The 23,695-nt window shown below is 66.4% G+C and carries 18 protein-coding genes; 11 read left to right on the forward strand and 7 right to left on the reverse strand.

The window, feature by feature from the left end; genetic code table 11:
* Position 1: 1 nt before the first annotated feature.
* A complete protein-coding gene (locus tag ACM0PK_RS12790) occupies positions 2 to 604 on the reverse strand; it encodes a TetR/AcrR family transcriptional regulator (protein ID WP_414607858.1) in 603 nt (200 codons plus the stop codon).
* Positions 605 to 842: 238 nt separating this feature from the next.
* On the opposite strand from ACM0PK_RS12790, the gene ACM0PK_RS12795 reads away from it, so the two are divergent.
* A complete protein-coding gene (locus ACM0PK_RS12795; protein ID WP_414607857.1) occupies positions 843 to 3,038 on the forward strand; it encodes a TonB-dependent receptor in 2,196 nt (731 codons plus the stop codon).
* Positions 3,039 to 3,159: 121 nt separating this feature from the next.
* Here the strand turns inward: ACM0PK_RS12795 and ACM0PK_RS12800 are convergent, their stop codons facing one another.
* Together ACM0PK_RS12800 and ACM0PK_RS12805 are read right to left on the reverse strand one after the other, a co-directional pair.
* Positions 3,160 to 6,663 (reverse strand): autotransporter outer membrane beta-barrel domain-containing protein, encoded by a 3,504-nt coding sequence (locus ACM0PK_RS12800; protein ID WP_414607856.1) that lies wholly within the window; start codon positions 6,661 to 6,663, stop codon positions 3,160 to 3,162.
* Between the two features lie 190 nt (positions 6,664 to 6,853).
* Positions 6,854 to 9,514, reverse strand: a complete 2,661-nt coding sequence (locus ACM0PK_RS12805) for an autotransporter family protein (RefSeq protein ID WP_414607855.1) — start codon at positions 9,512 to 9,514, stop codon at positions 6,854 to 6,856.
* 373 nt (positions 9,515 to 9,887) lie between these two features.
* On the opposite strand from ACM0PK_RS12805, the gene ACM0PK_RS12810 reads away from it, so the two are divergent.
* Positions 9,888 to 11,276 (forward strand): phosphatase PAP2 family protein, encoded by a 1,389-nt coding sequence (locus ACM0PK_RS12810; protein WP_414607854.1) that lies wholly within the window; start codon positions 9,888 to 9,890, stop codon positions 11,274 to 11,276.
* Between the two features lie 79 nt (positions 11,277 to 11,355).
* Here the strand turns inward: ACM0PK_RS12810 and ACM0PK_RS12815 are convergent, their stop codons facing one another.
* Together ACM0PK_RS12815 and ACM0PK_RS12820 are read right to left on the reverse strand one after the other, a co-directional pair.
* Positions 11,356 to 11,727 carry a hypothetical protein gene (locus tag ACM0PK_RS12815; RefSeq protein WP_069138447.1) on the reverse strand — a complete coding sequence of 124 codons (372 nt, stop codon included), beginning with the start codon at positions 11,725 to 11,727 and terminating at the stop codon, positions 11,356 to 11,358.
* Positions 11,728 to 12,187: 460 nt separating this feature from the next.
* Complete coding sequence (locus ACM0PK_RS12820; RefSeq protein ID WP_139727156.1) at positions 12,188 to 12,853, reverse strand: TraX family protein; 666 nt, start codon at positions 12,851 to 12,853, stop codon at positions 12,188 to 12,190.
* Positions 12,854 to 12,967: 114 nt separating this feature from the next.
* On the opposite strand from ACM0PK_RS12820, the gene pip reads away from it, so the two are divergent.
* From pip to ACM0PK_RS12860, 8 genes are all read left to right on the forward strand, one after another.
* The gene (pip, locus tag ACM0PK_RS12825) at positions 12,968 to 13,915 is read left to right on the forward strand and encodes a prolyl aminopeptidase (protein WP_065177733.1); all 948 of its coding nucleotides are present in this window, start codon (positions 12,968 to 12,970) and stop codon (positions 13,913 to 13,915) included.
* Positions 13,916 to 14,121: 206 nt separating this feature from the next.
* On the forward strand, positions 14,122 to 14,421 hold the full coding sequence (locus ACM0PK_RS12830; protein WP_065177732.1) for an EF-hand domain-containing protein: 300 nt from the start codon (positions 14,122 to 14,124) through the stop codon (positions 14,419 to 14,421).
* Between the two features lie 293 nt (positions 14,422 to 14,714).
* Entirely contained in the window at positions 14,715 to 15,014 is a 300-nt protein-coding gene (locus ACM0PK_RS12835; protein WP_005416698.1) for a hypothetical protein, read from the forward strand.
* A gap of 63 nt (positions 15,015 to 15,077) precedes the next feature.
* The gene (gene mgtA, locus ACM0PK_RS12840) at positions 15,078 to 17,837 is read left to right on the forward strand and encodes a magnesium-translocating P-type ATPase (RefSeq protein WP_414607853.1); all 2,760 of its coding nucleotides are present in this window, start codon (positions 15,078 to 15,080) and stop codon (positions 17,835 to 17,837) included.
* Positions 17,838 to 17,868: 31 nt separating this feature from the next.
* Positions 17,869 to 18,606, forward strand: coding sequence for an MgtC/SapB family protein (locus ACM0PK_RS12845; protein WP_065177730.1), 738 nt, complete (start codon positions 17,869 to 17,871; stop codon positions 18,604 to 18,606).
* 162 nt (positions 18,607 to 18,768) lie between these two features.
* A complete protein-coding gene (locus ACM0PK_RS12850; RefSeq protein ID WP_065186489.1) occupies positions 18,769 to 19,824 on the forward strand; it encodes a sensor histidine kinase in 1,056 nt (351 codons plus the stop codon).
* Positions 19,817 to 20,458 (forward strand): response regulator transcription factor, encoded by a 642-nt coding sequence (locus ACM0PK_RS12855; protein ID WP_414607852.1) that lies wholly within the window; start codon positions 19,817 to 19,819, stop codon positions 20,456 to 20,458. Before ACM0PK_RS12850 ends, ACM0PK_RS12855 begins: the two co-directional genes overlap by 8 nt.
* Positions 20,455 to 21,006: a DUF1697 domain-containing protein gene (locus ACM0PK_RS12860; RefSeq protein ID WP_414607851.1), complete on the forward strand. Its 552-nt coding sequence runs from the start codon at positions 20,455 to 20,457 to the stop codon at positions 21,004 to 21,006. The genes ACM0PK_RS12855 and ACM0PK_RS12860 overlap by 4 nt, the downstream gene beginning before the upstream one ends.
* A 69-nt stretch (positions 21,007 to 21,075) precedes the next feature.
* On the opposite strand, the gene ACM0PK_RS12865 is transcribed toward ACM0PK_RS12860, so the two are convergent.
* Both ACM0PK_RS12865 and ACM0PK_RS12870 read right to left on the reverse strand, forming a co-directional pair.
* Positions 21,076 to 22,248: a low temperature requirement protein A gene (locus ACM0PK_RS12865; protein WP_414607850.1), complete on the reverse strand. Its 1,173-nt coding sequence runs from the start codon at positions 22,246 to 22,248 to the stop codon at positions 21,076 to 21,078.
* Between the two features lie 9 nt (positions 22,249 to 22,257).
* Entirely contained in the window at positions 22,258 to 22,524 is a 267-nt protein-coding gene (locus ACM0PK_RS12870) for a hypothetical protein (protein WP_005416705.1), read from the reverse strand.
* A gap of 203 nt (positions 22,525 to 22,727) precedes the next feature.
* On the opposite strand from ACM0PK_RS12870, the gene blaL1 reads away from it, so the two are divergent.
* On the forward strand, positions 22,728 to 23,597 hold the full coding sequence (blaL1, locus tag ACM0PK_RS12875; RefSeq protein WP_180884292.1) for a L1 family subclass B3 metallo-beta-lactamase: 870 nt from the start codon (positions 22,728 to 22,730) through the stop codon (positions 23,595 to 23,597).
* Positions 23,598 to 23,695 lie beyond the last annotated feature (98 nt).

A 23,695-nucleotide genomic window follows, 5' to 3' on the forward strand; every position in this document is an offset into this window, starting at 1 on the left:
ATCACGGTGATCCGTCCGCGTCCTCCGCATCCAACAACTGCAACGACCCGATCACCAGCGCCCGCATGCCCTGCTTGAACTCGGTGATCACCTGGCCTTCTTCGTCGTCCGCAATCGCGTAGATGGTGTCGGCACCGGCGATGCAATAGAACGCGATCGTGGCCAGCAGCCAGCGTGCCTTGTCCATCGGCAGGCCGAACACTTCGGCCACGTGCGCCTGGTGCGAGGCAATCTTTTCCAGCATCGGCGCGGTCGCCACCGTGCGCCGCAGCAGGTATGGCGGCAACCCGGGATGCGCCTTCACCACCTCGCACAACGATTCCACGAACACCATCAGATAGCCCTGCAGGCCGCCTGCCGCATCGGCCGACGCGCGCGGGATCTGCCAGCGCCGGAACACTGCCTCCGCCACCAGCCGCTTCAACGCCTCCAAATTGGCCACGCGCTTGTACAGCGCGGCCTGGGTCACCGCCAGTTCGGCGGCCACGTTGGCCATGGTCAGGTTGGGCAGACCCATGCGGATGCCGATGTCGGCCAGGCGCTCGGGGGTGATGGTCGGTGGACGGCCGCGAGGCGGCACCGTGGTTTCGCGTTGCGTGTTCATACCCTGCCGAGGGTGCCAGCAAAGGGACCCTCTTGTCCGCTTTGGTCTCTTTAGTTTAATTTACTCAACTAATTCGGAATGCGTCTGGTTGGCAATCATGGCGCCCTCCGGATCGAGCCCGTGGCTCACTTCCCGCCAGGTCCCCACCCAGCCGACAACCCCGCGATGCGCCCTCCCCCGTGCTTGCCGATGGCCGCGCGCCAGGCGCGCTCGCCCTCGCGATTCACAGGACCCTGGTATGACCGCATCCCCCTTCTCCTCTTCACAGAACCAAGCTGCCGCCGTGTCCTGCAGCCAGCCACTTCCACACGGCCTGGCCCGGCGCTACCGCGCATCGGCGCTCGCGCTTGGCCTGATGGCATCGTGTGCCGCGCTGGCCGAAACCGCGCCGTCCACCCTGCCCTCGGTGCAGGTACAGGAACAGCGCCGCGTGACCGGCGACTATGCCGGCGGCCAGGTGGCCGCCGGCGGCCGTATCGGCCTGCTCGGCGACAAGGACTTCATGGATACGCCGTTCAGTACGGTCAGCTACACCGAGTCCTTCATCCGCGACCGCCAGGCCAAGGCCCTGACCGACGTCATCGCCGCCACCGACCCCACGGTGTTCAGCAACGGCGTCACCGGTTCCTGGAGCGAGAACTACGCAATCCGCGGCTTCGCCTCCAGCACCAGCGACACCACCTTCAACGGGCTGAGTGGCATGGCGCCCTACTACCGCACCTCGCCGGAAATGTTCGAACGCATCGAGGTACTGAAGGGCCCCTCCGCGCTGCTCAATGGCATGCCGCCGGGTGGTTCGGTCGGTGGCAGCGTCAACCTCGTGCCCAAGCGCGCCGGCCAGCAGCCGCTGTTGCGGGTCAGCGCCAACTTCGCCTCCGACGCGCAGTTCGGCACCCATGTGGACATAGGCCGTCGGCTCGGCGCGGACAAGCAGTTCGGCATCCGCTTCAACGGCGCGTACCGTGATGGCGATGGCGCCGTGGGCAAGCAGCGCAAGAAGGTCCAGCTCGGTTCGCTGGCACTGGACTGGCGCGGCGAACGTGCGCGGCTGTCGGCCGATCTGTACAGCGCCGATGACCGTGTTGACGGCCCCGCACGTGGCGTCGGCCTGGCACCCGGCGTCGCCATTCCGCGGCCGCCGCGTGGCGATACGCTGATCAACCCGGACTGGGCCTACGTGGACAGCCAGGACAAGGGCGCGATGCTGCGCGGCGAACTGGATATCAACGACACCCTGATGGCCTACCTGGCCTACGGCACCAGCAGGACCGACTACCGCTACAACGGTTCGATCAGCGCACAGATCCTCAATACGGCCGGCGACTTCACCACGGTGATCGGCCAGCTCGCCTTCGACATCAGGAAGCAGTCCGGCGATGCCGGCCTGCGCGGTTCGTTCCACACCGGCAGCGTCGGCCACCAATGGGCCGCCAACGTAACCCACTACCAGCACACCCAGAACGACTACGGCCGCCGCAGCGTGCCGGGCTGGGACTGGACCACCAACCTCTACAACCCGGTTTGGGGACCGGCCGCGCCGTTCGTAGCGCCGCACATCTCGCATACCGAACTGCGTCTGGACAGCCTCGGCGTTGCCGATACCCTGTCCTTCGCCGATGAGCGCGTGCAGTTGACCCTGGGCGTGCGCCGCCAGCAGGTGGTCAGCGAGACCTTCAACGTCGCCACGGGTGCACGCACCTCACGCTACGACGAGAGCGCCACCACGGCAGCAGCGGCGCTGCTGGTGAAAGCCACCGACACGATCTCCCTCTACACCAACTACATCGAGGGCCTCAGCCAGGGCGCCACCGCGCCGATGACCGCCGCCAATGCCGGCGATGTATTCGCGCCGTTCCGCACCAAGCAGAAGGAGCTGGGCCTGAAGCTGGACCTGGGCCGCTTCGCGCACACCTTCAGCCTGTATGAAATCAAGCGGCCCAGCAGCTACACCGACCCGGTCACGAATATCTTCTCGTTCGGCGGCGAACAGCGGAACCGCGGTGTGGAATGGGGCTTCTTCGGTGCGCCGCTGGACGGCGTGCGCCTGCTGGGCGGCGTGGCCTACGTGCAGCCGAAGCTGACCCGCACGGCGGGCGGCGTGAATGAAGGCCGCATGGCCACGGCAATTGCGCAGCGGCAGGCCAAGCTGGGCGTGGAATGGGATGTGCCCGCGCTGGAAGGCCTGACCCTGACCGGCAATGCCACGGCGATGTCGAAGCAGTACATCAGTGCCGACAACCGCCTGTCGGTGCCTGGGAGGACGTTGTTCGATGTCGGGGCGCGCTACAGCACGATGCTGGCCGGTAGGCCGCTGGCGCTGCGGGCCACCGTCAACAACGTGACCAACAAGGCGTACTGGGGCATGCCGTTGTTGTCGAGCCTGGCGCTGGGTGCGCCAAGGGCGGTGCTGCTCTCGGCAACCATCGATTTCTGAGAAGCCATCCACGCATGGCATCGATCTACTGCGGAGCCGAGCATAAGCTCGGCTCCACAGCAGAAGTTGGGGCCGGATTCCGTTGCCGAGCCAAGAGGATGAGACCCCGATGCAGGCTCACCTACCAGGCCATGCGCAAGCCCACTTGGCCACCCATATTGCGATAGCCACGGTCGCCGCGCTGCACGCTCACGCCGCCCCACGCACCCCAGCGCTGGCCCAGCTTCAGCTCGGCACCGGCCTGCACCTCATAGCGGTTGCGCGGCATGTCCGCACCCAGCGTCTCACCGTTGAACTGCAACGCGCTGGTGCCGCTGCCACGCAGCCAGTTTACGCCGAGGTACGGCTGCACCGTGTTGCCGGCTGCAGTGGCATGACCAAACACGCGCACGCCCAGGCGCCCGCTCAGGCCACCGGCATCGGCGTGGTCCATCACCGTGCCATTGCTCTCCACGTGGCGATCGGCGCGGAAGTCGACATGACTCAGCTGCAGCTGCGGCTGCACGTACAATTCGCTGGCGGCACGCTGCCACACGTTGAAGGTGTAGCCGGTCTCCAGCGACGCACTGACCAGGCGTGAGTCGTAGCGCTCCGACGCCAGGCCGATGCCCTGCACCCGGTTGTCGAATCGGCCGTACTGCAGGGTCGCATCCACATACGCGCCTCGCGTGCCATCGGCCTCCTGCAACCAGGTGCCGTACACGCCCACCGCGCTGCCACGCACCCGGCCCTTGGCACTGTAGCCCGTCAGATCGGACACTGCGCTGCTGTCGGCGCGCCCCGTGCCCAACATCACGCCGAATGCAGCATTGCCTCGGCGAGCCAGGTCAGTGCCGATCTGCAGCACCGAGGTGTTGCTGTCTACCGACAGCTGGCCACCCACCGCGGTGAAGTCGGCCCGACCATGTCCGACCCGCGCCCAGGCGTTGCGTGTATCACCTGCACCCGCGCTACCCTGGCGATCGTTGAGTCGATGACCAAACATGCCCACCGCGGCAGCTTGGTTGGCCAAGTACGCACCGGCTTCCGGGCGCAGCAGCCGAGGCGGAGTGATGGGGTCAACCGGATCGATCGGGTCAATCGGCGCACAGCCCGGCAGCGACGGATCGACCTGGCACGGGTCGGGCGTCGTCGGCAGTTCGGAACGCAGGTACCAGTTGCCCTCGCCACCAGCCACACCACCCTTGTGCAGGAAGTACTCATACGTACCGGCCACGGCACGTCCGGCCAGCGTGTAGCGGGCCAGCGACGCGCCATCAACCCGGATCAGTTCGATCCCGTCCAGCGTTTGCGCACCGAGGCCACCGACGTTGTTTACCACCACCTGCGCATCGCCCCGCGCGTCGCCATGCACGTAAAGGCGGTCGATGGCCGAATCGTCCCCCTGCAATGCACCGTTGAACAGGAACGTCGCAGCGGTCGTATCCAGATCACCGGCCACGGTCAACGTGTTGAAACCGCGCCCGTCGGACAGTGCAAGGCCACTGCCGTTGACCTGCAGCGATTCGACCGCAGTATCACCGGTCAACGTCCATTGGCTGCCACTGTCCAGCGAGACGCCGTGCAACCGATCCGAGCGGCCCACCCACAGCGAGCCCTCCGTCAAGTGCACGTGCAGTTCCGACTGCGGCACCCGGCCCGCCGCCAGATCGTCGGGATTAATGACGATGTCGCCCTGCATCCGCGCGCCCTCCGCCAAGGCCACGTCGAAGCGACCGGCCACGGCCGCATCCAGCTGCACGGCGATGCCGTTGCCACCGTACAGCACCGCGCCCTTGCCCAGCGCCAGTCCGGCATCACGCGTGGAACGGATCCAGGCGCCGCCGTGCTGCTGGCTTACCAGCGATCCGCCATCGATCTGCAGGCGGCCGCCATCGTTGACCACTGTCGCCCACGAGCCCTCGCCTTCGGTCAATACGTGGGTGTCGTGCAGCACAACGTCGCCGGTGCCACCGGCCATCACGCCGGTCGCGTCTGTACCGGTGGTACGCACCACCGAGCCGTCCAAACGGATAGTACCGCCCTGTCGCGCAACCACCGCCGAAGCCTGGTCGCCCTCGGTCGTGATCCAGGAACCCACCATGTCTACCGTGGGAGGCGTTGCGCCGACACGGCTGCCATCAGCCAGGAGGGCCGTTGCTCCGTGGCCCGATGCCTGCAACGCACTCTCGTGGACCGTGGCCTTGCCACCTTCCAACCACAGGGCCACACCGGAATCGGCCAGCGCGCTGAGGCTGGAACCGCGCACCTCCAGCGCGTTGTTGCCCGACGAGCGAATACCGTTCCCGCCACTGATGAAACTCGATTCAACCTTGGCCGTATTGCGCTCTCCGGTGATGGAGAGGCCTGTGCCGGATCTGGCGCCTTCTACGCCTGCAGCAGCCTCAAGCCGGCTCTCGCCGACCAGGACGGTATGGTCACTACCCGTTATTGATACTGCATTGCTCCCGCTGGAAGAAACAATGCTGTTTCCAAGGGTGAGCTGGCTTCCGTCGCCGCGGACGTCGACCGCTATGTAGGTAGCGCTCAGCTGGCTGCCGGATACCGTGCCCATGCCACTGTTCAGGTCCAACGCGATGACCCCGCTCAGCTCGCTGCCGGCGATATCCAGCTGCCCCTTGTAGATACGTGCCGCCACGCCGCCTCCAGCATGAATCCGGCTGGCGTAGACCTGTGCCATCCCTCCGTCGGCCAGCGACAGGCCCGCCGGACTGAAGAATTTCTCCTGGTCACTCAAGACGATCTCAACGCCATGCAGCGCCAGCCGCGCACTTTCGCGCACAACAATGCCCCGGGGTTCGAAGAACGACCCCGGTGCAGCCGGTTTTTCAACGATGCGGACATTCCGCAGCACGACCTCCGATGTACCCGTGGCCAGGATGCCGGTGCCCGAATTCCCCTGCAGGTCCACCTGCACGCCCTCCAGCAGCGACGTTCCACCGGTCGCTACGAAGGCCGTGTCGCTGTTCGAGGTGATCTTCCCGCCCCGCATCTGCAGGCTGCCGTCCTGTACCGAGATACCAGCGCCACTGCTTTCGGCCGTCGTGATACCGACGTTCTCGAGGATAACGTCCCCTCCGTCCACCGAAACTCCGGTGCTTCGCAAACCTCCTACCGAAATGTCCATGTTCGAGACATGCACCGATGCCGCTGACCTCGCGGAAATGCCGTGTGCATCGCTGCCGTTGGTCTGGATGCTGCCGCCCTCGATCACGATCCGGCTCCCTTCACCATCGACCGCCACGGCCTTCGAAGAGCGGGTTTCCAGATGCACGCCAGAAAGACGCGCGTATCCTCCCGTGCCAACAGAGATGCCGGGCGCGCCGCTCCCCCCAGAGAAGATACTGCCCCCTTCCAGCGCGACGCGGCTTCCCGAGCCTTCGACCCGGACGGCTGGAACGTCGTCGCCCCACTGGTAGAGATTCACCGCTCCTAGGGGAATGATCGAACCGCCGTTGAGCGCGTGGAATACCGGCGCAGCGTCACTGCTGTAGGCCCGATAGTCACCGGCTGCAGGCGTCTGCTCATTGCCATCGGCGATGACCTGCTGCGCCAGCACCGGGAAGCCGGCGAGCACGCCAGCAAGCAGTCCCAAAGAGGGGACGACACGATGATTGCGACACATGAAAGCGCTCCAACGAAAGGTAATGTCGCAAATGGTCCTTTCTGTCGCAGAGCTCATCCATGCAACTTGTTGCAATCAGGCAGTACAGGGGTCGGTGAGTTCATCTGGCGTTGCGCGGCCCGCATTGCAGACCCGCGCTGGCGGCCAGGAACGCCGCCGGGCGTAGGCCCGGCGCTACATCGATGCTGTACTACCAGCGCCGTGCCACGCCCAGCTGTGCGCTCGTCTGGCGGTAGCCGTGATCACCACGCGAGACGTTGAGGCCGCCCCAGGCGGACAGGCCGCTCCGGAACTGGATGCGTACCCCACCTCCCATTTCGTAGCGGCTGCGCGGTGCAATACCGGGGATTGTCTCGTTGCCGAAACCGAGCTCGGATCGGCCAGTATCGCGATACCCGTGGACGGCCAGCCATGGATTGACCACTGCGCCCTGTCCTCCGGCACCCTGCCCCTCCAGGCGCAACCCCAGACGCCGTGACCACGCGGTACGGGTTGGATGTGCGATCGAGGTGCCGGTTGTCTCCACGTGCAGGTTGCCGCGATCGCGGAACTGGACGATCTGTACATCCGGTTGCAAGGTCAACGCGGTGCCGCCAAGCGTGCCCAGCGGCAGGCGGTAGCCGGCCTGAAGCGATGCCTGGCGTGCGCGCGACCGGTAGTGCTCTGGCGCCAGCGCATCACCCTGCACGCGATTGCGGAAGCGGGCATGCACAACTGCAGCATCCACATAAGCGGCCTCACCCTGCCAACCGGCGTACACGCCGAGGGCATTGGACTGCACCCGGCCGCGGGCGGCATAGCCGGTCAGGGACGAGCGCGACTGCGCATCGGCACGCCCGGACGACAGCAGCACGCCAGCGCGGCCACGCCCGGCGTCGAACACGCCCAGGTCGGCGCCCAGCTGCAGGCTGTTCCACTGCGCGGACTGCTGCAGCTGATCGACCAGTCCTGGCAGCTGTGCCTGGCCGCTCTCGACATGGGTCCACCCGCGTACGCCCTGCGTTCCCTCATTCGTGGCCAGAGGCTGGCGTGGCTGCAGCAGCGCCTGTCGCACCCACCGGTTGGCCAGATAGGCACCCGCTTCCGGTCGCAGCACGCCTGCCGGGTCAGGCAGTGATGGAACTTCCGGGGTTGGATCAGGGCCCGGCTCCGGTGCCGGGTCGGGGTCGGGATCGGGAACTGGATCCGCACCGCAGCCGGGTAGCGTCGGATCGTCATCGCATGGGTCAACGGCGGACAACTGCGAGCGCAGGTACCAGTCACCATCGGCGCCATCGTGATGCAGGAAGTACTCATACATGCCGCCGACCGCACGACCGGACAGGGCCAGCGTCGCCAGCGACTGCCCGCCCACGGTGATCAAAGGGATTCCCTTGTCGGTTGCGGCCCCGTCGCCAACGCCGACCACCGAGACCGTGCCGTTGCCCAGGAAATCGCCCTGGACGTCGAAGCGATCACTGGCCGCGGCGTCACCGCCAAGCACCGTATCCAGGCGCAGGTGACCGTCATCAAGAAGCAGATCGCCGCGCACGACGAAGCGATCACCTGCATGGCCGTTGGCCAGCGACACCTCGCTGCGCTGCACACTCAACTGATCGACCATGGCGTTGCCGTCCACCTGCCAGACGCTGCGCTCGCGCAATGCGACATCGAGCCGGCCAACATCCGCGACGCGGGCGCCCCCCCGCATCAGGCTGCCCTGCAGCTGGACATCGGCCGCGGCGAAGCGGCCGATATCGAACAGTGCACCGCGCTCGTTCGCAAGTACGCTGCCCGCCTGCGCGCGCAGCTGCACCCGGGTATCGGGTGCCTCCAGGACGATCGCCGCAGCCCCTCCGCCAAGCAGCTTGGATGCGTGCAGGTTCACCCGCACCTGACCATGCCCAACCGCCATGCGCAGCGCCGCGTCGCTGCCCTCTGCCACGCTGTTGACCATCTCCAATCGATTGGCATCGCCATCGAGGAAGCGCACTGCATCGCCCTGCAGCGCCTGTACCTGGCTGTCCTGCAGCATCAGTTCGGCGCCCATGCCTGCACGGCCCGCGTCAGCGCCGCGATAGCCTGCAACGATGCCATTGCTACCATTGCCCTCAACGCGAACCTGCACACCGTACAGCTGGGCACGACCCACGTAGGCGTACGACGGGCCTCCGAAACCAATGTGACCCGACTCGACGTAGAGCCCCGTACTGTCTTCCCCCGCTGTGCGAATGCTGCCGCCCTGCATGGCCACATCCGATCGATAGTTCCAGAGGCCGAACGCCCTGTCACCCTGGGTCGCGATGTCCACGTTGCGCAGCTGCAGCCACGCACTGGGATTGAGCGCGACGCCCGCACTATCTTGGCCCTGCGTGAAGATCGAGCTGTCGATCACGGTGGTCGTATTCGCCTTGGCGATGAATCCTGACGCGTCCGGCGAAATATTGCCTACGTACAGCCCCGTCGAAGCCTCGCCGGAGGTCCGCAGGTGCGACCGGCTGATCCTTGCGCCGTCCACATGGTTGCTGGTCATCACCAAGGCGTCGGACATCGTCCCTGCAGTCTCGACCAGGCTGTCTTCCATCACCAGATAACCACGCTGATTGATATCCATCTCCACGCCTGGCCAGCGATCGCGACTGCCGATCACGGTGGCGTCGTAGACCTCCAGCGACCGATCGAACCAGAGATCGTGGGCGGCGATTTCAACGCCACACAGGTAGGACACCTCTACAGCAGGATCACCCGGATCAGCCGGGCGCGGAATGCTCGGGCAGGGCACGCCGGGAGGAGCGGCGGCAACCGATGCTGCGGGTAGAACCAGGGCCAGCATCAATGCTGCCGCCAGAGGCTGTCGGGTGAGGTTGTTCATGGCGTCCAGGAATCGAAAGGTGGTATAGGCAGGAACTTTCGCCCCGTACGCCACCGAATGCCATGCAACTTGTTGCAAATCCATCCGCAGTACGAAAGCTGCAACCAGCCAAACAAGACATGCGCCATCGCGATTGTCTTTTCTCGCAGTACGCCCGCACAGCGCTGTTCCTGTAGCGCTGAGCCATGCAAGGTTCCGTCTGGTCCGAGGAGCCGAGCGCGGGCACGGCTCTACGGATCGTCAGGCAATCCGCGATCGGCATCCACGCAGGGCGTAGATCTACAAAAGCGCACTGTCGGGTTCGTACGAATCCGATAGTGTCCTTCCCGGCCGGACTCCACCATCGGCGTGACCCTCCTCACGCGGTGGTGCCATGCGCCTTCCAGCCTTTCCTTCGTTCACCACGTCGTTGCGACATGTGCTGCTCGCAACACTCCTTCTCGTACCCTCGCTGGCAACCGCCGCCTCGATCTGTGTCATGCGCTCGGGTGAGCGCCTGCTGCTGGTGCAGGATGTCACCTCGCGCTGGCAGCTGCCTGGCGGAACGGCAGAACACGGTGAATTGCCGCAACAGACCGCTGCCCGCGAAGCGCTGGAAGAAACCGGGCTTGCCGTCGCCACCACCGACCTGCTGGACGACAAGTTGGGTGTGCATGTATTCGCCTGCCGTGCCCTCGAACCCGTCCAGGTGCACGGCAATGCGGTGAATGTGCTGGATGCGCCGCACCTCGGGCGGGAGATCATCCAGGCGCGCTGGGTCAGCCGCGACGAGGTGCGTACACTGCGCACGCGTTTCCCGCAGCAGTTGGAGCGCGCGTATCAGCGGCTGCACGCAGTAGCCGAGAGTGAAGTACGCCCCGTCGCGCGCTTCGGGGCCGCCTCGGCCTTCCGCCAAGCGGAACTGGATTGCGTGCAGCGCACCCAGCAGTGGCCGGTGCGCGGGCTGGCGATGATTGGCAACGTCCTGGGCGAATTCTGGTTCTATCTGCTGGCAATGCCCGTGTTGTGGGTTGCGTTCGGCGCGCAGGCATCCCGCCTGATGCTGATGGCGTTGATGGTGGTCACGCTGGCCGTGCAGAGCATCAAGGTCTTCGCACCGGTGCCACGCCCCTTCAGCTTCGACGCCACGCTCAGCCTGGCCGGTGCCGCCGGCCCTTCCCTGCCCAGCGGACACACCACCAGCGCCACCTGCTTCTTCGTGCTGGTCGCGCTGTGGTTGTTGGCACGCCAACACATCACCGGAAGGTTCAAACGCTCGGCAGTGCTGGGTATCGCGCTGCTGGCCGGGGTGATCGCTGGAATGGCCCGGGTCTGGCTGGGGGTTCACTATTGGAGCGATGTTGCTGCAGGGTTGCTGTTGGGTAGTGCGATCGCGGCGGGAATCCATGCGCTGGGGACATCGCTGGCACGCCACGAACACCCGGCGGTGCGCGAGCGGATCTGCTGGGCTGCCATTGCCTGCGTCAGCCTGGCCGTGGGTGTGGCCTGGCAGGCCCTGCCGCTGCTATTGCCGTTCTGCGTAGCAGCCGCCTGCGCGGTGCTGCCGCGTGCAACCCGGGAGCGAGCGTCGATGGGCTCGGCAGCATGGCTGCTGGCCGGCCTGCTGGTGCTGGGTGGCGTATGCCTGCCGATGGCACAGCGCGCCGAACCGTTCGTGCCTGCGGCCGGCCTGCAGGCGCTGGACTACGTGGGGCTGGGCGCGTGGGTGGCGTGGGGTGCCAGTGCGGCTGCCGCGTGGTGGCCGCTGAGGTACCCGCGGTAGCGTCCACGCATGGCGCCGAGCCATGCTCGGCTGCGTTTTGTCCGGCTCTATATGAACAGCATCCGCGCATGGCGTGGATCTACTCGGGGTGCAGCCGGAAGATGGCGTGGTTGGTCAGCGCCAGCGCGGCCAGCTTCAGCCCTTCCATCACGCGGTCGCCCACGTAGTGCTCCGGGCCGCCGTTCTGGCGGGCGCGCTCGGCGGCCAGCAGGATCTCGTTGATGATGCGCAGGCCGGCCAGGGCGCCATCGCTGTCGGCCAGCGCCAGGCAACGGCCCGGCAGCTGGTGACGCTCGGGCCAAGGCTGGCCGTCCGCGGCCACGCCGCGGCCGATCTGGTGCAGCAGCGCGATCAGGTTGTTGGGGTCGGGCGTTGCGCTCGCTTCCTCGCCTTCATCGGCGTTGGCCGGGGCGTACTGGGTGCGCAGAGGGGGAATGTCCGAAGGGTTCATGGCAAGTCTCCGTACAAGGCTACGGTGCCACCGCCCTTAACAAAGGCGGCGGACGGTACGTGGCTGGAAATCCGGCGGTCGCGTAAGCACTAACCGGCAGGTGGGCTATCGCCCACCTCCACGCACCGCCCGCCATAAAGCACGGGCGAATTGCCAGCCGGCACCGCACAAAGCGGCGCCGGCTGGCGTGCGCAAACTACACGCGACCAACGGGGTTTCCAGGCCCCGGCCACCCTTTTCCGGCGGCACCCCATCATGTGCACAACGGGGTGGCAGGCGCCAACAACCCACGTGCAAAGACAGCAACGTTCACGCAGTGGCAGCATTGTCGCATATCGACAATCGAGCCGAAATTCAACAACTTGCACCATGCCGATGGCGCCTGGCTTCACCTGCATCGGCACCATGCGTTCCTTGACCGCATCCGGCTTTCAAGACGCGCGACACGCCAGTTCCGACATTACGCAAGCAGATGTGCAATCAACGCCAGCACCGCCAGATGTCCCACGTAGTACCCGTAGAACACCCACCGCCAGCGCGGCAGTGGCCATGTCACCCGCGCGGCCAGCAGCACCACCGGTACGGCCAGCAATGCCCAGCCGTTGTGGTTCGCCCAGCACACCGCTGCGAGCCCGACCAGCAGCAGCCACCACGCGCGATGCCGGAACGCGATCCATCCCAGCAGCACGCAGCCGACACCCGCCCACTGGTAATCCACGAACATCGGCAGCACGCCGGCAGCCAGCAACAGCTGAACGGGCCGATGGTTCGCCAGCGCATGAACGGCCACCGCAGCCAGGGCAAAGGTCAGCAGGATGTTGAGCGGCAGCCAGGAACCAAACGCGAATGCGTGCACTGGCTGCGCGATCAGCCCCCACAGCGCGAGCCGACGCATCGACTTGCGCAGGTCGGCCCCGGGCTGGGCCAGGTTGCAGGCCATCACCAGCGCGAACAGCGGGAAGGCAATGCGCCCCAGTTCGCTGACCACCGGTACGTAGCCGCCAAAGACCACCTTGGCCACGTGATCACCGGTCATGGCCAGCAGTGCGATCCACTTCAGCAGCTCGCGCGCGCCGCTGCCAAGGGTGAAGTTGAAGGTTGACGTCCCGGTCGTGGTCGCTTGCATCGCGGAAGCTTATGCGCATCGGCCAACCCATTTCCAGCGCCGCGCAGGAGTGCGTCGCTGCAGCCCGCAGGTGGCGGCGCTATGCTGGCCGCCCCAGCTTGTGAGACACCTGCCATGCGTACCCTGTACCCCGCCATCGAACCCTACCGCGAGTTCACCCTGCCGGTGAGCGATCTGCACACGCTGCATGTCGAAGAGTGCGGCACACCGGACGGCATTCCGGTGGTGTACCTGCACGGCGGCCCAGGCGCGGGCATTTCACCCACCCATCGCCGTTTCTTCGATCCGGCACGCTACCGCATTGTGTTGATCGACCAGCGTGGCAGCGGCCGCTCCACCCCGTTCGGCGAGCTGCGCGACAACACCACGCAGGACCTGGTGGCCGACATCGAGAAGGTGCGTGAGCACCTGGGCATCGAGCGTTGGCTGGTCTATGGCGGCTCCTGGGGGTCGACCCTGTCACTGGCCTACGCACAGGCACATCCCGAGCGCGCCACCGGCCTGATCGTGCGCGGCGTATTCCTCGGCCGCGAAATGGAAAACCGCTGGTTCGCCGAAGCCAACGGCGGTGCGCGCTGGATCTTCCCGGAGCGCTGGGACCGCTATGAGGCCTACATTCCGGAAGCCGAGCGCGGCGACATGATCGCAGCCTACTGGAGCCGCATGGACAGCCCGGATGTGGCGATCCGGATCGAAGCCGCGCAGGCCTGGCTGGGCTGGGAGGACAACGCGGCCACCCTGCAGCACGACGTGGATGCGCAATCCACCGACGACCCGCTGGACACATTGGCAAAGGCCCGCATTGAAGCGCATTACTTCCGCAACAGCATCTTCCTGGAGCCGGACCAGCTGCTGCGCGATATCGATCACATCCGCCACCTGCCCTGCGTGATCGTGCAGGGGCGCTACGACATCATCTGCCCGCCGCGCAGTGCGTGGGATCTGGCCAAGGCCTGGCCGGAAGCCCGGCTGGAGATGGTGACCTCCGGCCACAGCGCGAACGAGCCGGCCACGGTGGATGCGCTGGTGCGGGCCACGGACGCCTTTGCCGACCGTTTCTGAGCAGATGGTAGTGCCGGCCGCTGGCCGGCATCCCACCGTTCGAGGGTAGCTTCGACTCCGCGCAATCGCTGCTGCGCGGCCAGGTGAATGGCGACCCACCGGCAACGGTCCACGGCCCCATTCTTCGCAGCCCGCTTACAGCTCCGCGCAGAAGATCCGGCGGTGACCACCGCACCGGTGGTTCGCCCTTTCCCCAGGAGCACGCCATGACCGGTTATCGCTGCCTTCCCATCGCTCTCTCGCTATCTGCGGGCCTGCTGCTGGGCGCCTGTTCCAATCCCCAGGAGGCCAGCAAGGCCACCGCCGCCGAGGACGTGACAGAAGTAAGGCTCATCCCTGCCTACGAATCGCTGGACAAGGACAAGGACGGCATCGTCACCCTGGCGGAAGTCGATGCGGTAGCACCGGACTGGGCCGAACGGCTGCATGCCTGCGATACCGACCGTGACAAGACGTTGACCCGTGGCGAGTACGACGTGTGCAAGCAGACCAGCGCTTCGCATTGATCCATCACTGAACCCTCGATTGGCGCTGTGCATGCCCGGCTATACCAAGGTATAGCCGGGCTAACCCACGAGTCTCTAGGCCTGTCCCATTCAGGGGCGGACAATAGCACCACTGGCCAGGGCAACCCTGGCTGCCAACTTCCCCTCATGGAGACGCAGATGGACCCCGACCCTGCCGGGTGCGCCGCACCCCGGATCACCGCCTGTTGCCTGTTCCTGGCACCTGCCCGCCGGTCCCTGCCTGCCTGAGTGACGGGGGACCGCCAGGCGCCGCCTGCCTGGAGATCGCCCCCATGTCCTACAAGATCCTCTACATCACCCTGCGCCGCCTGATCGGCGAGCGCGATGTTGCCGCCCTGCGCAGCCAGCTGCTGCAATACGGCCCGGTCATGTTTGCCCGTTCGCTGTCGCTCGGTTCGCCGCGCGTGGTGGCCGACGCCTTGTCGCTGCTGCCGATCAGCGAGCGCATCACTGTGCTGCGTCATCTGCCCTATCCCCTGCGCGATGCGATGAAGCCGCTGTGCATCGGTGGCAGCCAGCGGCTGCACATGCAGCCATGGTCACCGGCGGTGCTGGCGATGCGCCACGCCTGATCTGTGTCACCCATTCCGTTCGTGTTCCGGCTGCGGCCGGCTCTGACATTCGAGGAGCGTCCCATGAGCCTGCTCAACGCCTGGTTCAACGCCTTCCTGCGCAGCCGTCGCGCAGGCAACCTGTTCCGCCGCCGCGCGATGCCCGAAGTCGGGTTTGGTCCGGGCAGCGCCGAAGCGGCGCCGTTCGCGCTCACCACCGGCCTGGTCACGCTCGCCCAGCAGGACGAAGCCGAGCTGCTGGCCACGCTGGGCTCGCATGCCGATGGCCTCAGTCCCCATGAGGCCGAGGAGCGACTGTCCACGCTCGGCCCCAATGAGGTGGATCACGAGAAGCCGCTGCCGTGGTGGCGCCACCTGTGGCAGTGCTACCGCAATCCGTTCAACCTGCTGCTGACCGTGCTGGCGGCGGTGTCCTGGCTGACCGAGGACATCAAGGCGACGATCGTCATCGGTGCGATGGTGCTGCTGTCCACGCTGATCCGCTTCGTGCAGGAGGGTCGTTCGAACCGAGCGGCCGAGCGGCTGAAGGCACTGGTCGGCAACACTGCGCGCGTGCTGCGCCGCAATCCCGGCACCGAGGCTGCGGATGTGGCAGACCAGTACTTCGGCGCGCGCCTGCACAGCCGTCGCCCTGCACGCCTGCTGGACCTGCCGATCCGTGAACTGGTGCCCGGCGACCACATCGTGCTGTCGGCAGGCGACATGATTCCGGCCGATTGCCGCGTGCTGAACGCCAAGGACCTGTTCGTGGCGCAGGCGGCGATGACCGGCGAGTCGCTGCCGGTGGAGAAATTCGCGCACCCGGGCGATGGCCTGGCCGGCCTGCTGGAACAGCACAACCTGCTGTTCATGGGTACCAACGTGGTGTCCGGTACGGCCACCGCCATTGTGCTGGCCACCGGTAACCGCACCTACTTCGGCACCCTGGCCCAGCGCAGCACCGCCACCGACCGTGCGCCCACCGCATTCCAGGCCGGCGTCAACAGTGTCAGCTGGCTGCTGATCCGCTTCGCGCTGGTGATGGTGCCGTTCGTGCTGCTGATCAACGGCTGGACCAAGGGCGACTGGACCGAGGCGTTCCTGTTCGCGCTGTCGGTGGCGGTGGGCCTGACGCCGGAAATGCTGCCGATGATCGTCACTTCCACCCTGGCCAAGGGCGCGGTGCTGCTGTCGCGGCGCAAGGTGATCGTCAAGCGCCTGGATGCCATCCAGAACTTCGGCGCGATGGAAGTGCTGTGCACCGACAAGACCGGCACCCTCACCCAGGACAGGATCGCGCTGGAGCGCCACACCGATGTGTTCGGCCACGATTCGGAAGACGTACTGAAGTTCGCTTACCTCAACAGCCACTTCCAGACCGGGCTGATCAACCTGCTGGACCGTGCGGTACTGGAGCACGTGGAGCTGCAGAGCTCGCTGCGGCTGTCGCAGGACTACCACAAGGTGGATGAGATCCCGTTCGACTTCGAGCGCCGCCGCATGTCGGTGGTGGTCTCCGAGCGCGAGAACCACCATGAGCTGATCTGCAAGGGCGCCGTGGAAGAGATGCTGGCGGTGTGCAGCACCGTGCGCGAGAACGGCCAGGACATGCCGCTGGACGAGCGCCGCCTGGCGCGGGTGCGGCAGACCACCGAGGAACTGAACGAACAGGGCCTGCGCGTGGTGGCGGTGGCGATGAAGGAGACCGCAGCCAGCCAGACCACCTACTCGCAGGCGGACGAGTGCGGGTTGACCCTGGTCGGCTACGTGGCGTTCCTCGACCCGCCGAAGGAATCGGCCGCGCAGGCGCTGCAGGCGCTGGCCGCGCATGGCGTGGAGGTCAAGGTCTTCACCGGCGACAACGAACTGGTGACCGCGCGTGTCTGCGCGCAGGTGGGGCTGGACGCCGACACCATCCTGACCGGGCCGCAGATCGAGCGCATGGATGACGGCGCGCTGTCGCGGGCGCTGCACCACCATTGCGTGTTCGCCCGGCTGACGCCGCTGCACAAGGAGCGCCTGGTGCGCGAGCTGCGTGCTCAGGGCAAGGTGGTCGGCTTCCTCGGCGACGGCATCAATGATGCACCGGCGCTGCGCGCAGCCGATATCGGCATCAGCGTGGACAGTGCGGTGGACATCGCCAAGGAGGCCGCCGACATCATCCTGCTGGAAAAGAACCTGATGGTGCTGGAGGAAGGCGTCATCCAGGGCCGGCGCACGTTCAACAACATGCTGAAGTACATCCGCATGACCGCCAGCTCCAACTTCGGCAATGTGTTCTCGGTGCTGGTGGCCTCGGCCTTCCTGCCGTTCCTGCCGATGCTGCCGCTGCAGCTGCTGGTGCAGAACCTGCTGTACGACATCTCGCAGATCGCCATTCCGTTCGACAACGTGGACGAGGAGCTGGTGCGCAAGCCGCTGAATTGGAACCCGGCGGACATCGGCCGCTTCATGGTGTTCTTCGGGCCGATCAGCTCGATCTTCGACCTGAGCTGCTTCGCGCTGATGTGGTACGTGTTCGATGCACGCACGCCGGCCGACCAGGGCCTGTTCCAGTCCGGCTGGTTCGTGGTCGGCCTGCTGACCCAGACCCTGATCGTGCACATGATCCGCACGCCGAAGGTGCCGTTCCTGCAGAGCATCGCCGCGCCGCCACTGCTGCTGATGACCGGCCTGATCATGGCCATTGGCGTGGCCCTGCCGATGAGCCCGCTGGCCGGCTACTTCAAGCTGCAGGCGCTGCCGGCCGGCTACTGGCCGTTCCTGGTGGCGATCCTGTTCGGCTACGCGGTGCTGACCACTGCGCTGAAGCGGTTCTACATCCGTCGTTACGGCTGGCAGTAAGCGCCCGCCGCTTTGTCCAGGGAGAAACACAATGGACATCAATCCGAACCTGCCGGCGTTCGACGCCGGTGCCACGCTCAGCTCGCTGATCAGCCTGTCGGTGGCGTTCGTGCTGGGCACGGTCATCGGCCTGGAACGCCAGCTGCGGCAACGCACCGCGGGCCTGCGTACCAACACGCTGGTGGCGGTGGGTGCGGCGGTGTTCGTCGATCTGGCCGTGCGCTTCCATGACCTGTACGGCGGCCCGCCGTCACCGCTGCATGTGGTGGCCTATGTGATCTCCGGCGTCGGCTTCCTCGGTGCCGGCGCGATCATGAAGGACGGCGCGCAGGTGTCCGGCCTGAACACCGCCGCTACCCTGTGGGGATCGGCGGCGGTGGGAGCATGTGCCGGTATCAAGCTGCTGCCCGAAGCAGTGCTCGCCGCGGTGTTCGTGCTGGCCGCCAACACCCTGCTGCGGCCGGTGGTGAACCGCATCCAGCGGCAGCCGCTGCCGGAAGCGTTCAGCGAAGCGACCTATGCGATCAACGTGGTCTGCCAGCGCGAGCAACAGGCAGAGGTGCTGGATCAGCTGTTGCTGCTGCTTGAGCAGGCGCAGTACCCGGTGCGCGCGGTGGACCAGCGCCCGTTCGGCGAGCGCGACGTGGAAATCGAAGCGGTGCTGTATGCCACCACGGTGGATGCCGGCGAACTGGATGCGGTACTGGCGACGCTGGCGACCACGCCCGGCGTGCTGCAGGGGTTCTGGAACGCCAGCCTGGAGGAGTAGTGCCGGCGGCTGGCCGGCAACCTGATGATCTCCGGAAGCACCCTGCAGATGCCGGCCAGCGGCCGGCACTACCAGGCATCGCTTTGACCGGTGCCGACCAAGGCCGGTATCCACCGATGGCGGCTTTGCTATCCTTTCACCCCACGCCAGGGAGCTTCCCCGATGCCATCGCTGTCGCCCCGCCGCCCACTGGTGCTGCTGGCCCTGATCGTCGTGATGGCGGCGATCTTCCTGATCGACACCGTCACCGATTACGCAGTTGCCGCTGCCTGCTTCTACGCGGCGGTCATCCTGGCCGCATCGCGCGTGCTGGGCGCACGCGGGTTGATCACCCTGGCCATTACCTGCATCGCGCTGACCGGGCTGAGCTTCTTCCTGACCCGCTTCGGCACCTATCGCATCGGCCTGGTCAATTCGGTCATTGGCATGCTGGTGATCGGCATCACCACCTACCTTGCCCTGAACATGGAAGCAGCCAAGGCCGCCGTGCAGGAGGCGCAGGGCCGCCTGTTGCGTGTGGCGCGCGCGTCCACCGTAGGCGAACTGACCACTTCCATCGCGCATGAAGTGAACCAGCCGCTGGCGGCCATCGCCAGCAGCGCCGAAGCCTGCCAGCGTTGGCTCGCGCAGGACCCACCGAACGTGGACAAGGCCCGGCAGACCGTGGCCCGCATCCTGGCCGATGCACACCGCGCAGGCGACGTGATCGCCCGCATCCGCGGCCTGACCCAGGGCGCGGCACCGCAGCGACGCGCCTTCGATCTGAACCAGGCGGTGGAGGAAATGCTGGCGCTGTCGCGCAGCGAGCTGGACCGGCATGGCGTGGCCGTGGCGCTGCTGCTGGACGCCGAGCTGCCACCGGTGCAGGCCGACCGCGTGCAGGTACAGCAGGTGATCGGCAACCTGATCCTCAATGCGGTGGACGCGATGGAGACCGTGCCCACCGCCGACCGCCGCTTGTCCCTGCTGACCCGGCGCGACGGCCAGCGGGTCAGCCTCAGTGTGCGTGACCGCGGCGTCGGCCTGCCCGCCGACCATCCCGAACGCGTCTTCGATGCCTTCTGGACCACCAAGTCGCACGGTCTGGGGCTGGGTCTCAGCCTGAGCCGCTCGATGATCGAAGCCAACGACGGCCAGATACGTGCCGAACGACCGGCAGGCGGCGGTGCCTGCTTTGTGTTCGACCTGCCCATTGCCACGGACGCCCACCATGCGTAAGCCGACTGCCACCAACCTCGATCCGGCACCCATCGTCTATGTGGTCGACGACGATCCGTCGGTGCGCGCGGCACTGGAAGACCTGCTGGCCTCGATGGGCCTACAGGTGCGGGCCTTCGCCTCCACCCAGGCCTTCCTCGAACACGCGCTGGAAGACGCACCGGCATGTCTCGTGCTGGACGTGCGCATGCCCGGGCAGAGCGGTCTTGAATTCCATCGCACGATGGGCAGCCACGGCCTGCAGCTTCCGGTGGTGTTCATCACCGGCCACGGCGACATCGCGATGGGGGTCAACGCGATCAAGGACGGCGCCATCGAATTCCTCACCAAGCCCTTCCGTAACCAGGAACTGCTTGATGCCATCCACAACGGCATCGAGATCGACCGCCAGCGCCGCCGCGAGGACGAGGCGCTCGGCGCGCTACAGCTGCGTTGGCACACCCTCAATGCCGGCGAGCGTGAGGTGGTCGGTGGCGTGTTGCGCGGCCGCCTCAACAAGCAGATCGCCGCTGATCTCGGCGTCAGCGAGATCACGGTGAAGGTGCGCCGTGCGCAGGTGATGCGCAAGATGGGCGCACGCACCCTGGTCGACCTGGTACGCATGTACGACCGCCTGCAGGCGGGTGCGCCATGAACGTCCACGTCGCCTTGCTGCGCGCGGTCAATGTCGGGGGCACCGGCAAGCTGCCGATGCGCGAACTGGTGGCAATGTGCGACGACGCAGGCTTCGCCGATGTCCGCACCTACATCGCCAGCGGCAACGTGGTGTTCCGCAGCGGGCTTGATGAATCCACCGTACGGGAGGCCCTCGCCCAACGGCTGCAGGCGTACGCCGGCAAGCCGCTGGGCGTGCTGGTTCGCTCGGCCAACGAGATCGCCGGCGTGGTGGCACGCAACCCGTTTGCGCAGGCCGCCGGCAACCGTGTGGTCGCGCTGTTCATCGACGGCAGCCTGCCTGCCGATCCGCTGGACGGCGTGACCGGCCGGCGCGACGAACAGCCTGCACTCGGCACGCGCGAGATCTTCATCCACTACGGTGCCGGCATGGCCGACTCGCGCTTGCGGGTGCCCTATGCCCAGCACGGCACCGCCCGCAATATGAACACAATCGGCAAGCTTGCAGTGATGGCCGCAGCGCTTACCTGGCCTGCCAGCAATCCGCGTGCTGGCCGGAGGCGGTAGCGTCGACCCTCAGGCACTGCGCCGCGCTCGCGCTCCTTGAAGGCTGAAGCAGTGGGCGGACCCAACGGATCACGCCCGCTGCAAGCGGCGCTTCAATCGCGTATCCAGCAGCCCCACGCCCAGCAGCACCAGGCTGGTCAGCCATCCAGCGGCCAGCAGGTGCACGTGCGGTAGCATCAGCCCCAGCACCAGCAGCGCCACCGCGCCCAGCAGATGCGAGCGCGGCGCGTGCCCATAGACCACGCGTTTGTACAGGGCACTGCCCAGCAGATAGATCAGCGGGCCTGCCACCATCACACTGGCGTAAACCGTGGTGGCGGCCACCCCCGGATGGTCCATGACCAGATCATTGCCCACCGCCGTGGCGATGATGCCCGCGATCAGCAATGCATGCACGTAGTGGAAGTTGGCGCCCATCCTTCCGGGGTCTTCGGCGTGGGTGATGGCCTCAGTTGCATCGTGGCTGGAGATGCCGAAGTACAGCCACCACATGGCAATCGTGCCGGCGAAGGTGGCCAGCACCGCTGAAACCACTTCCAGGCTCCAATGCTCGACGTCGCTGAGCACGCCACCGGTGGCCAGCAGCGTCTCACCCAGCGCGACGATGACGAACAACTGGCAGCGTTCGGCCAGGTGCCCCCCCTCGATAGTCCAGTCGCGGGTGTGCGAACGACCCATGCCCGGGAACGCGAAGCCGAACATCGGCGAGATGTATTCGCAGGCCACCGCCACCGCCCACAATGCCAGGCGGAGGTTGCCCTCGGCCGCCGCGCCGGCCAGCCAGAAGCAGGCCGACACGCTGACCCAGGCCAGCATGCGGCGGAAGTTCGGTGCCAACGGATGGCTCCGGCCGACCTCCAGCAGCACGAACGCGGTGCGTCCGACCTGCATCGTGGCGTACGCCCCGGCGAAGATCCACGCACGATCGGCAAACGCCTCGGGAATGGACGAGGACATCAACAACGCCAGCAGCATGGTGGCGAACAGCAGGCCGCGGATGCGCGGCGCCTCCGGGTCGAACCAGTTGCTGACCCAGCACGCGTACTGCCAGCCGAGCCAGACCGCGAACCACAGCACCAGCGTCTGCAGTACACCGGCCAGGTCCAGGTGGTGCAGCAGATGGTGGCTGAGCTGGGTGACCGCGAATACGTAGACCAGATCGAAGAACAGTTCTTCGTAGGTCACGCGGGCATGGTGGCCGTCGCGGTGGCGCAGCGCGGGCAAGCGCAGTCGGGTACGCATGGAACTCCTTCAGCGCGCCAAGCGCCAGTACAGGAAACCGGCCAGCAACGCCGGCGCGGCAAACACCAGCAACAGGATCGGCAACTCCTCGCGTACCGCGTAACCGGCCTTGCTGACCCCCACCCACATGTTGGCCACGGCCACCAGCAGCCAGGTAGCGATGAAGGCGATCAGTGCCGTGGGCAGCTGCGAGGTGCCCACGCTCCAGAGACGGCCAAACAGCAGGAACACGCCCAGCAGGAGCACGCCACCGAGCATCACCATGAGCACATGCATGGTCCACCTCCTTGAGCCTGAAAGCAGGCTAGCCCCGGCCGATTCTGCGCTCCAGCCCGTGGAGATGGATTCACAGTCCAGAGCAAGCGAACAATCCCGGCATCGGCTGCGGCGAACCTTATGGCAGCCATGAGTTATTCGCGAAACGGGCCGTCCAGGGTACGTGCTAGCTTCATCCGACCCTATCCAGACCCCTCTCCGCCATGCGCCATTGCCTGACGACCCTTGCCCTGACTGCCACACTTGCCTTTGATGTCACTGCCGCCGGCACACCGCTGCCACAGCTGCAGGCCTACACCGTAGACCCATCCTGGCTGCAGCCGATGGCGCCGCTGCAGATCGCCGACCATACCTGGCAGATCGGCACTGAGGACCTGACCGCGCTACTGGTGCAGACCGCCGACGGCGCGGTGCTGCTCGACGGCGGCATGCCGCAGATGGCCAGCCACCTCATCAGCAACATGAAGGTGCGCGACGTGGCGCCGCAGGACCTGCGCTTGATCCTGCTCAGCCATGCGCATGCCGACCATGCGGGCCCGGTGGCAGAACTGAAGCGCCGTACCGGTGCGATGGTGGTAGCCAACGCCGAATCAGCGGTGCTGCTGGCGCGCGGCGGCAGCAACGACCTGCACTTTGGCGACAGCATCACCTTTCCGCCGGCCAGCACCGACCGCATCATCATGGATGGCGAAGTGGTCACGGTGGGTGGCATCGCGTTCACCGCCCACTTCATGCCCGGGCACACCCCGGGCAGCACCGCCTGGACCTGGACCGATACGCGCGATGGCAAGCCGGTGCGCATCGCCTATGCCGACAGCCTGAGCGCGCCGGGCTACCAGCTGCAGGGCAATGTCCGCTATCCCCGCCTGGTCGAGGACTACCGACGCAGCTTCGCTACGGTGCGCGGCCTGCCCTGCGACCTGTTGCTGACCCCGCATCCGGGCGCCAGCAACTGGAACTATGCTGCCGGCAGCAAGGCCAGCGACAAGGCACTGAGCTGCAAAGCCTACGCGGATGCGGCTGAGAAGAAGTTCGACGCGCAGCTGGCCAAGGAAACGGCCACGGCACGCTGATCCTGTAGCAACTGTCTTGTCAGGCGGAGGCCATCTGGGCCTCCGCGTCACGCTTGCGGGCGTTGAGGATCACCAGCATCTTGCGCATCACCGCGACC

The organism is Stenotrophomonas sp. FR010, from assembly GCF_047520755.2.
Taxonomy (GTDB): Bacteria; Pseudomonadota; Gammaproteobacteria; order Xanthomonadales; family Xanthomonadaceae; genus Stenotrophomonas; species Stenotrophomonas sepilia.

What these genes read in the sequence shown, in the direction of transcription:
- ACM0PK_RS12790 (WP_414607858.1), bottom strand. Translation starts at nt 604, where the DNA reads ATGAACACGCAACGCGAAACCACGGTGCCGCCTCGCGGCCGTCCACCG.
- ACM0PK_RS12795 (WP_414607857.1), top strand. Translation starts at nt 843, where the DNA reads ATGACCGCATCCCCCTTCTCCTCTTCACAGAACCAAGCTGCCGCCGTG.
- ACM0PK_RS12800 (WP_414607856.1), bottom strand. Translation starts at nt 6,663, where the DNA reads ATGTGTCGCAATCATCGTGTCGTCCCCTCTTTGGGACTGCTTGCTGGC.
- ACM0PK_RS12805 (WP_414607855.1), bottom strand. Translation starts at nt 9,514, where the DNA reads ATGAACAACCTCACCCGACAGCCTCTGGCGGCAGCATTGATGCTGGCC.
- ACM0PK_RS12810 (WP_414607854.1), top strand. Translation starts at nt 9,888, where the DNA reads ATGCGCCTTCCAGCCTTTCCTTCGTTCACCACGTCGTTGCGACATGTG.
- ACM0PK_RS12815 (WP_069138447.1), bottom strand. Translation starts at nt 11,727, where the DNA reads ATGAACCCTTCGGACATTCCCCCTCTGCGCACCCAGTACGCCCCGGCC.
- ACM0PK_RS12820 (WP_139727156.1), bottom strand. Translation starts at nt 12,853, where the DNA reads ATGCAAGCGACCACGACCGGGACGTCAACCTTCAACTTCACCCTTGGC.
- pip (WP_065177733.1), top strand. Translation starts at nt 12,968, where the DNA reads ATGCGTACCCTGTACCCCGCCATCGAACCCTACCGCGAGTTCACCCTG.
- ACM0PK_RS12830 (WP_065177732.1), top strand. Translation starts at nt 14,122, where the DNA reads ATGACCGGTTATCGCTGCCTTCCCATCGCTCTCTCGCTATCTGCGGGC.
- ACM0PK_RS12835 (WP_005416698.1), top strand. Translation starts at nt 14,715, where the DNA reads ATGTCCTACAAGATCCTCTACATCACCCTGCGCCGCCTGATCGGCGAG.
- mgtA (WP_414607853.1), top strand. Translation starts at nt 15,078, where the DNA reads ATGAGCCTGCTCAACGCCTGGTTCAACGCCTTCCTGCGCAGCCGTCGC.
- ACM0PK_RS12845 (WP_065177730.1), top strand. Translation starts at nt 17,869, where the DNA reads ATGGACATCAATCCGAACCTGCCGGCGTTCGACGCCGGTGCCACGCTC.
- ACM0PK_RS12850 (WP_065186489.1), top strand. Translation starts at nt 18,769, where the DNA reads ATGCCATCGCTGTCGCCCCGCCGCCCACTGGTGCTGCTGGCCCTGATC.
- ACM0PK_RS12855 (WP_414607852.1), top strand. Translation starts at nt 19,817, where the DNA reads ATGCGTAAGCCGACTGCCACCAACCTCGATCCGGCACCCATCGTCTAT.
- ACM0PK_RS12860 (WP_414607851.1), top strand. Translation starts at nt 20,455, where the DNA reads ATGAACGTCCACGTCGCCTTGCTGCGCGCGGTCAATGTCGGGGGCACC.
- ACM0PK_RS12865 (WP_414607850.1), bottom strand. Translation starts at nt 22,248, where the DNA reads ATGCGTACCCGACTGCGCTTGCCCGCGCTGCGCCACCGCGACGGCCAC.
- ACM0PK_RS12870 (WP_005416705.1), bottom strand. Translation starts at nt 22,524, where the DNA reads ATGCATGTGCTCATGGTGATGCTCGGTGGCGTGCTCCTGCTGGGCGTG.
- blaL1 (WP_180884292.1), top strand. Translation starts at nt 22,728, where the DNA reads ATGCGCCATTGCCTGACGACCCTTGCCCTGACTGCCACACTTGCCTTT.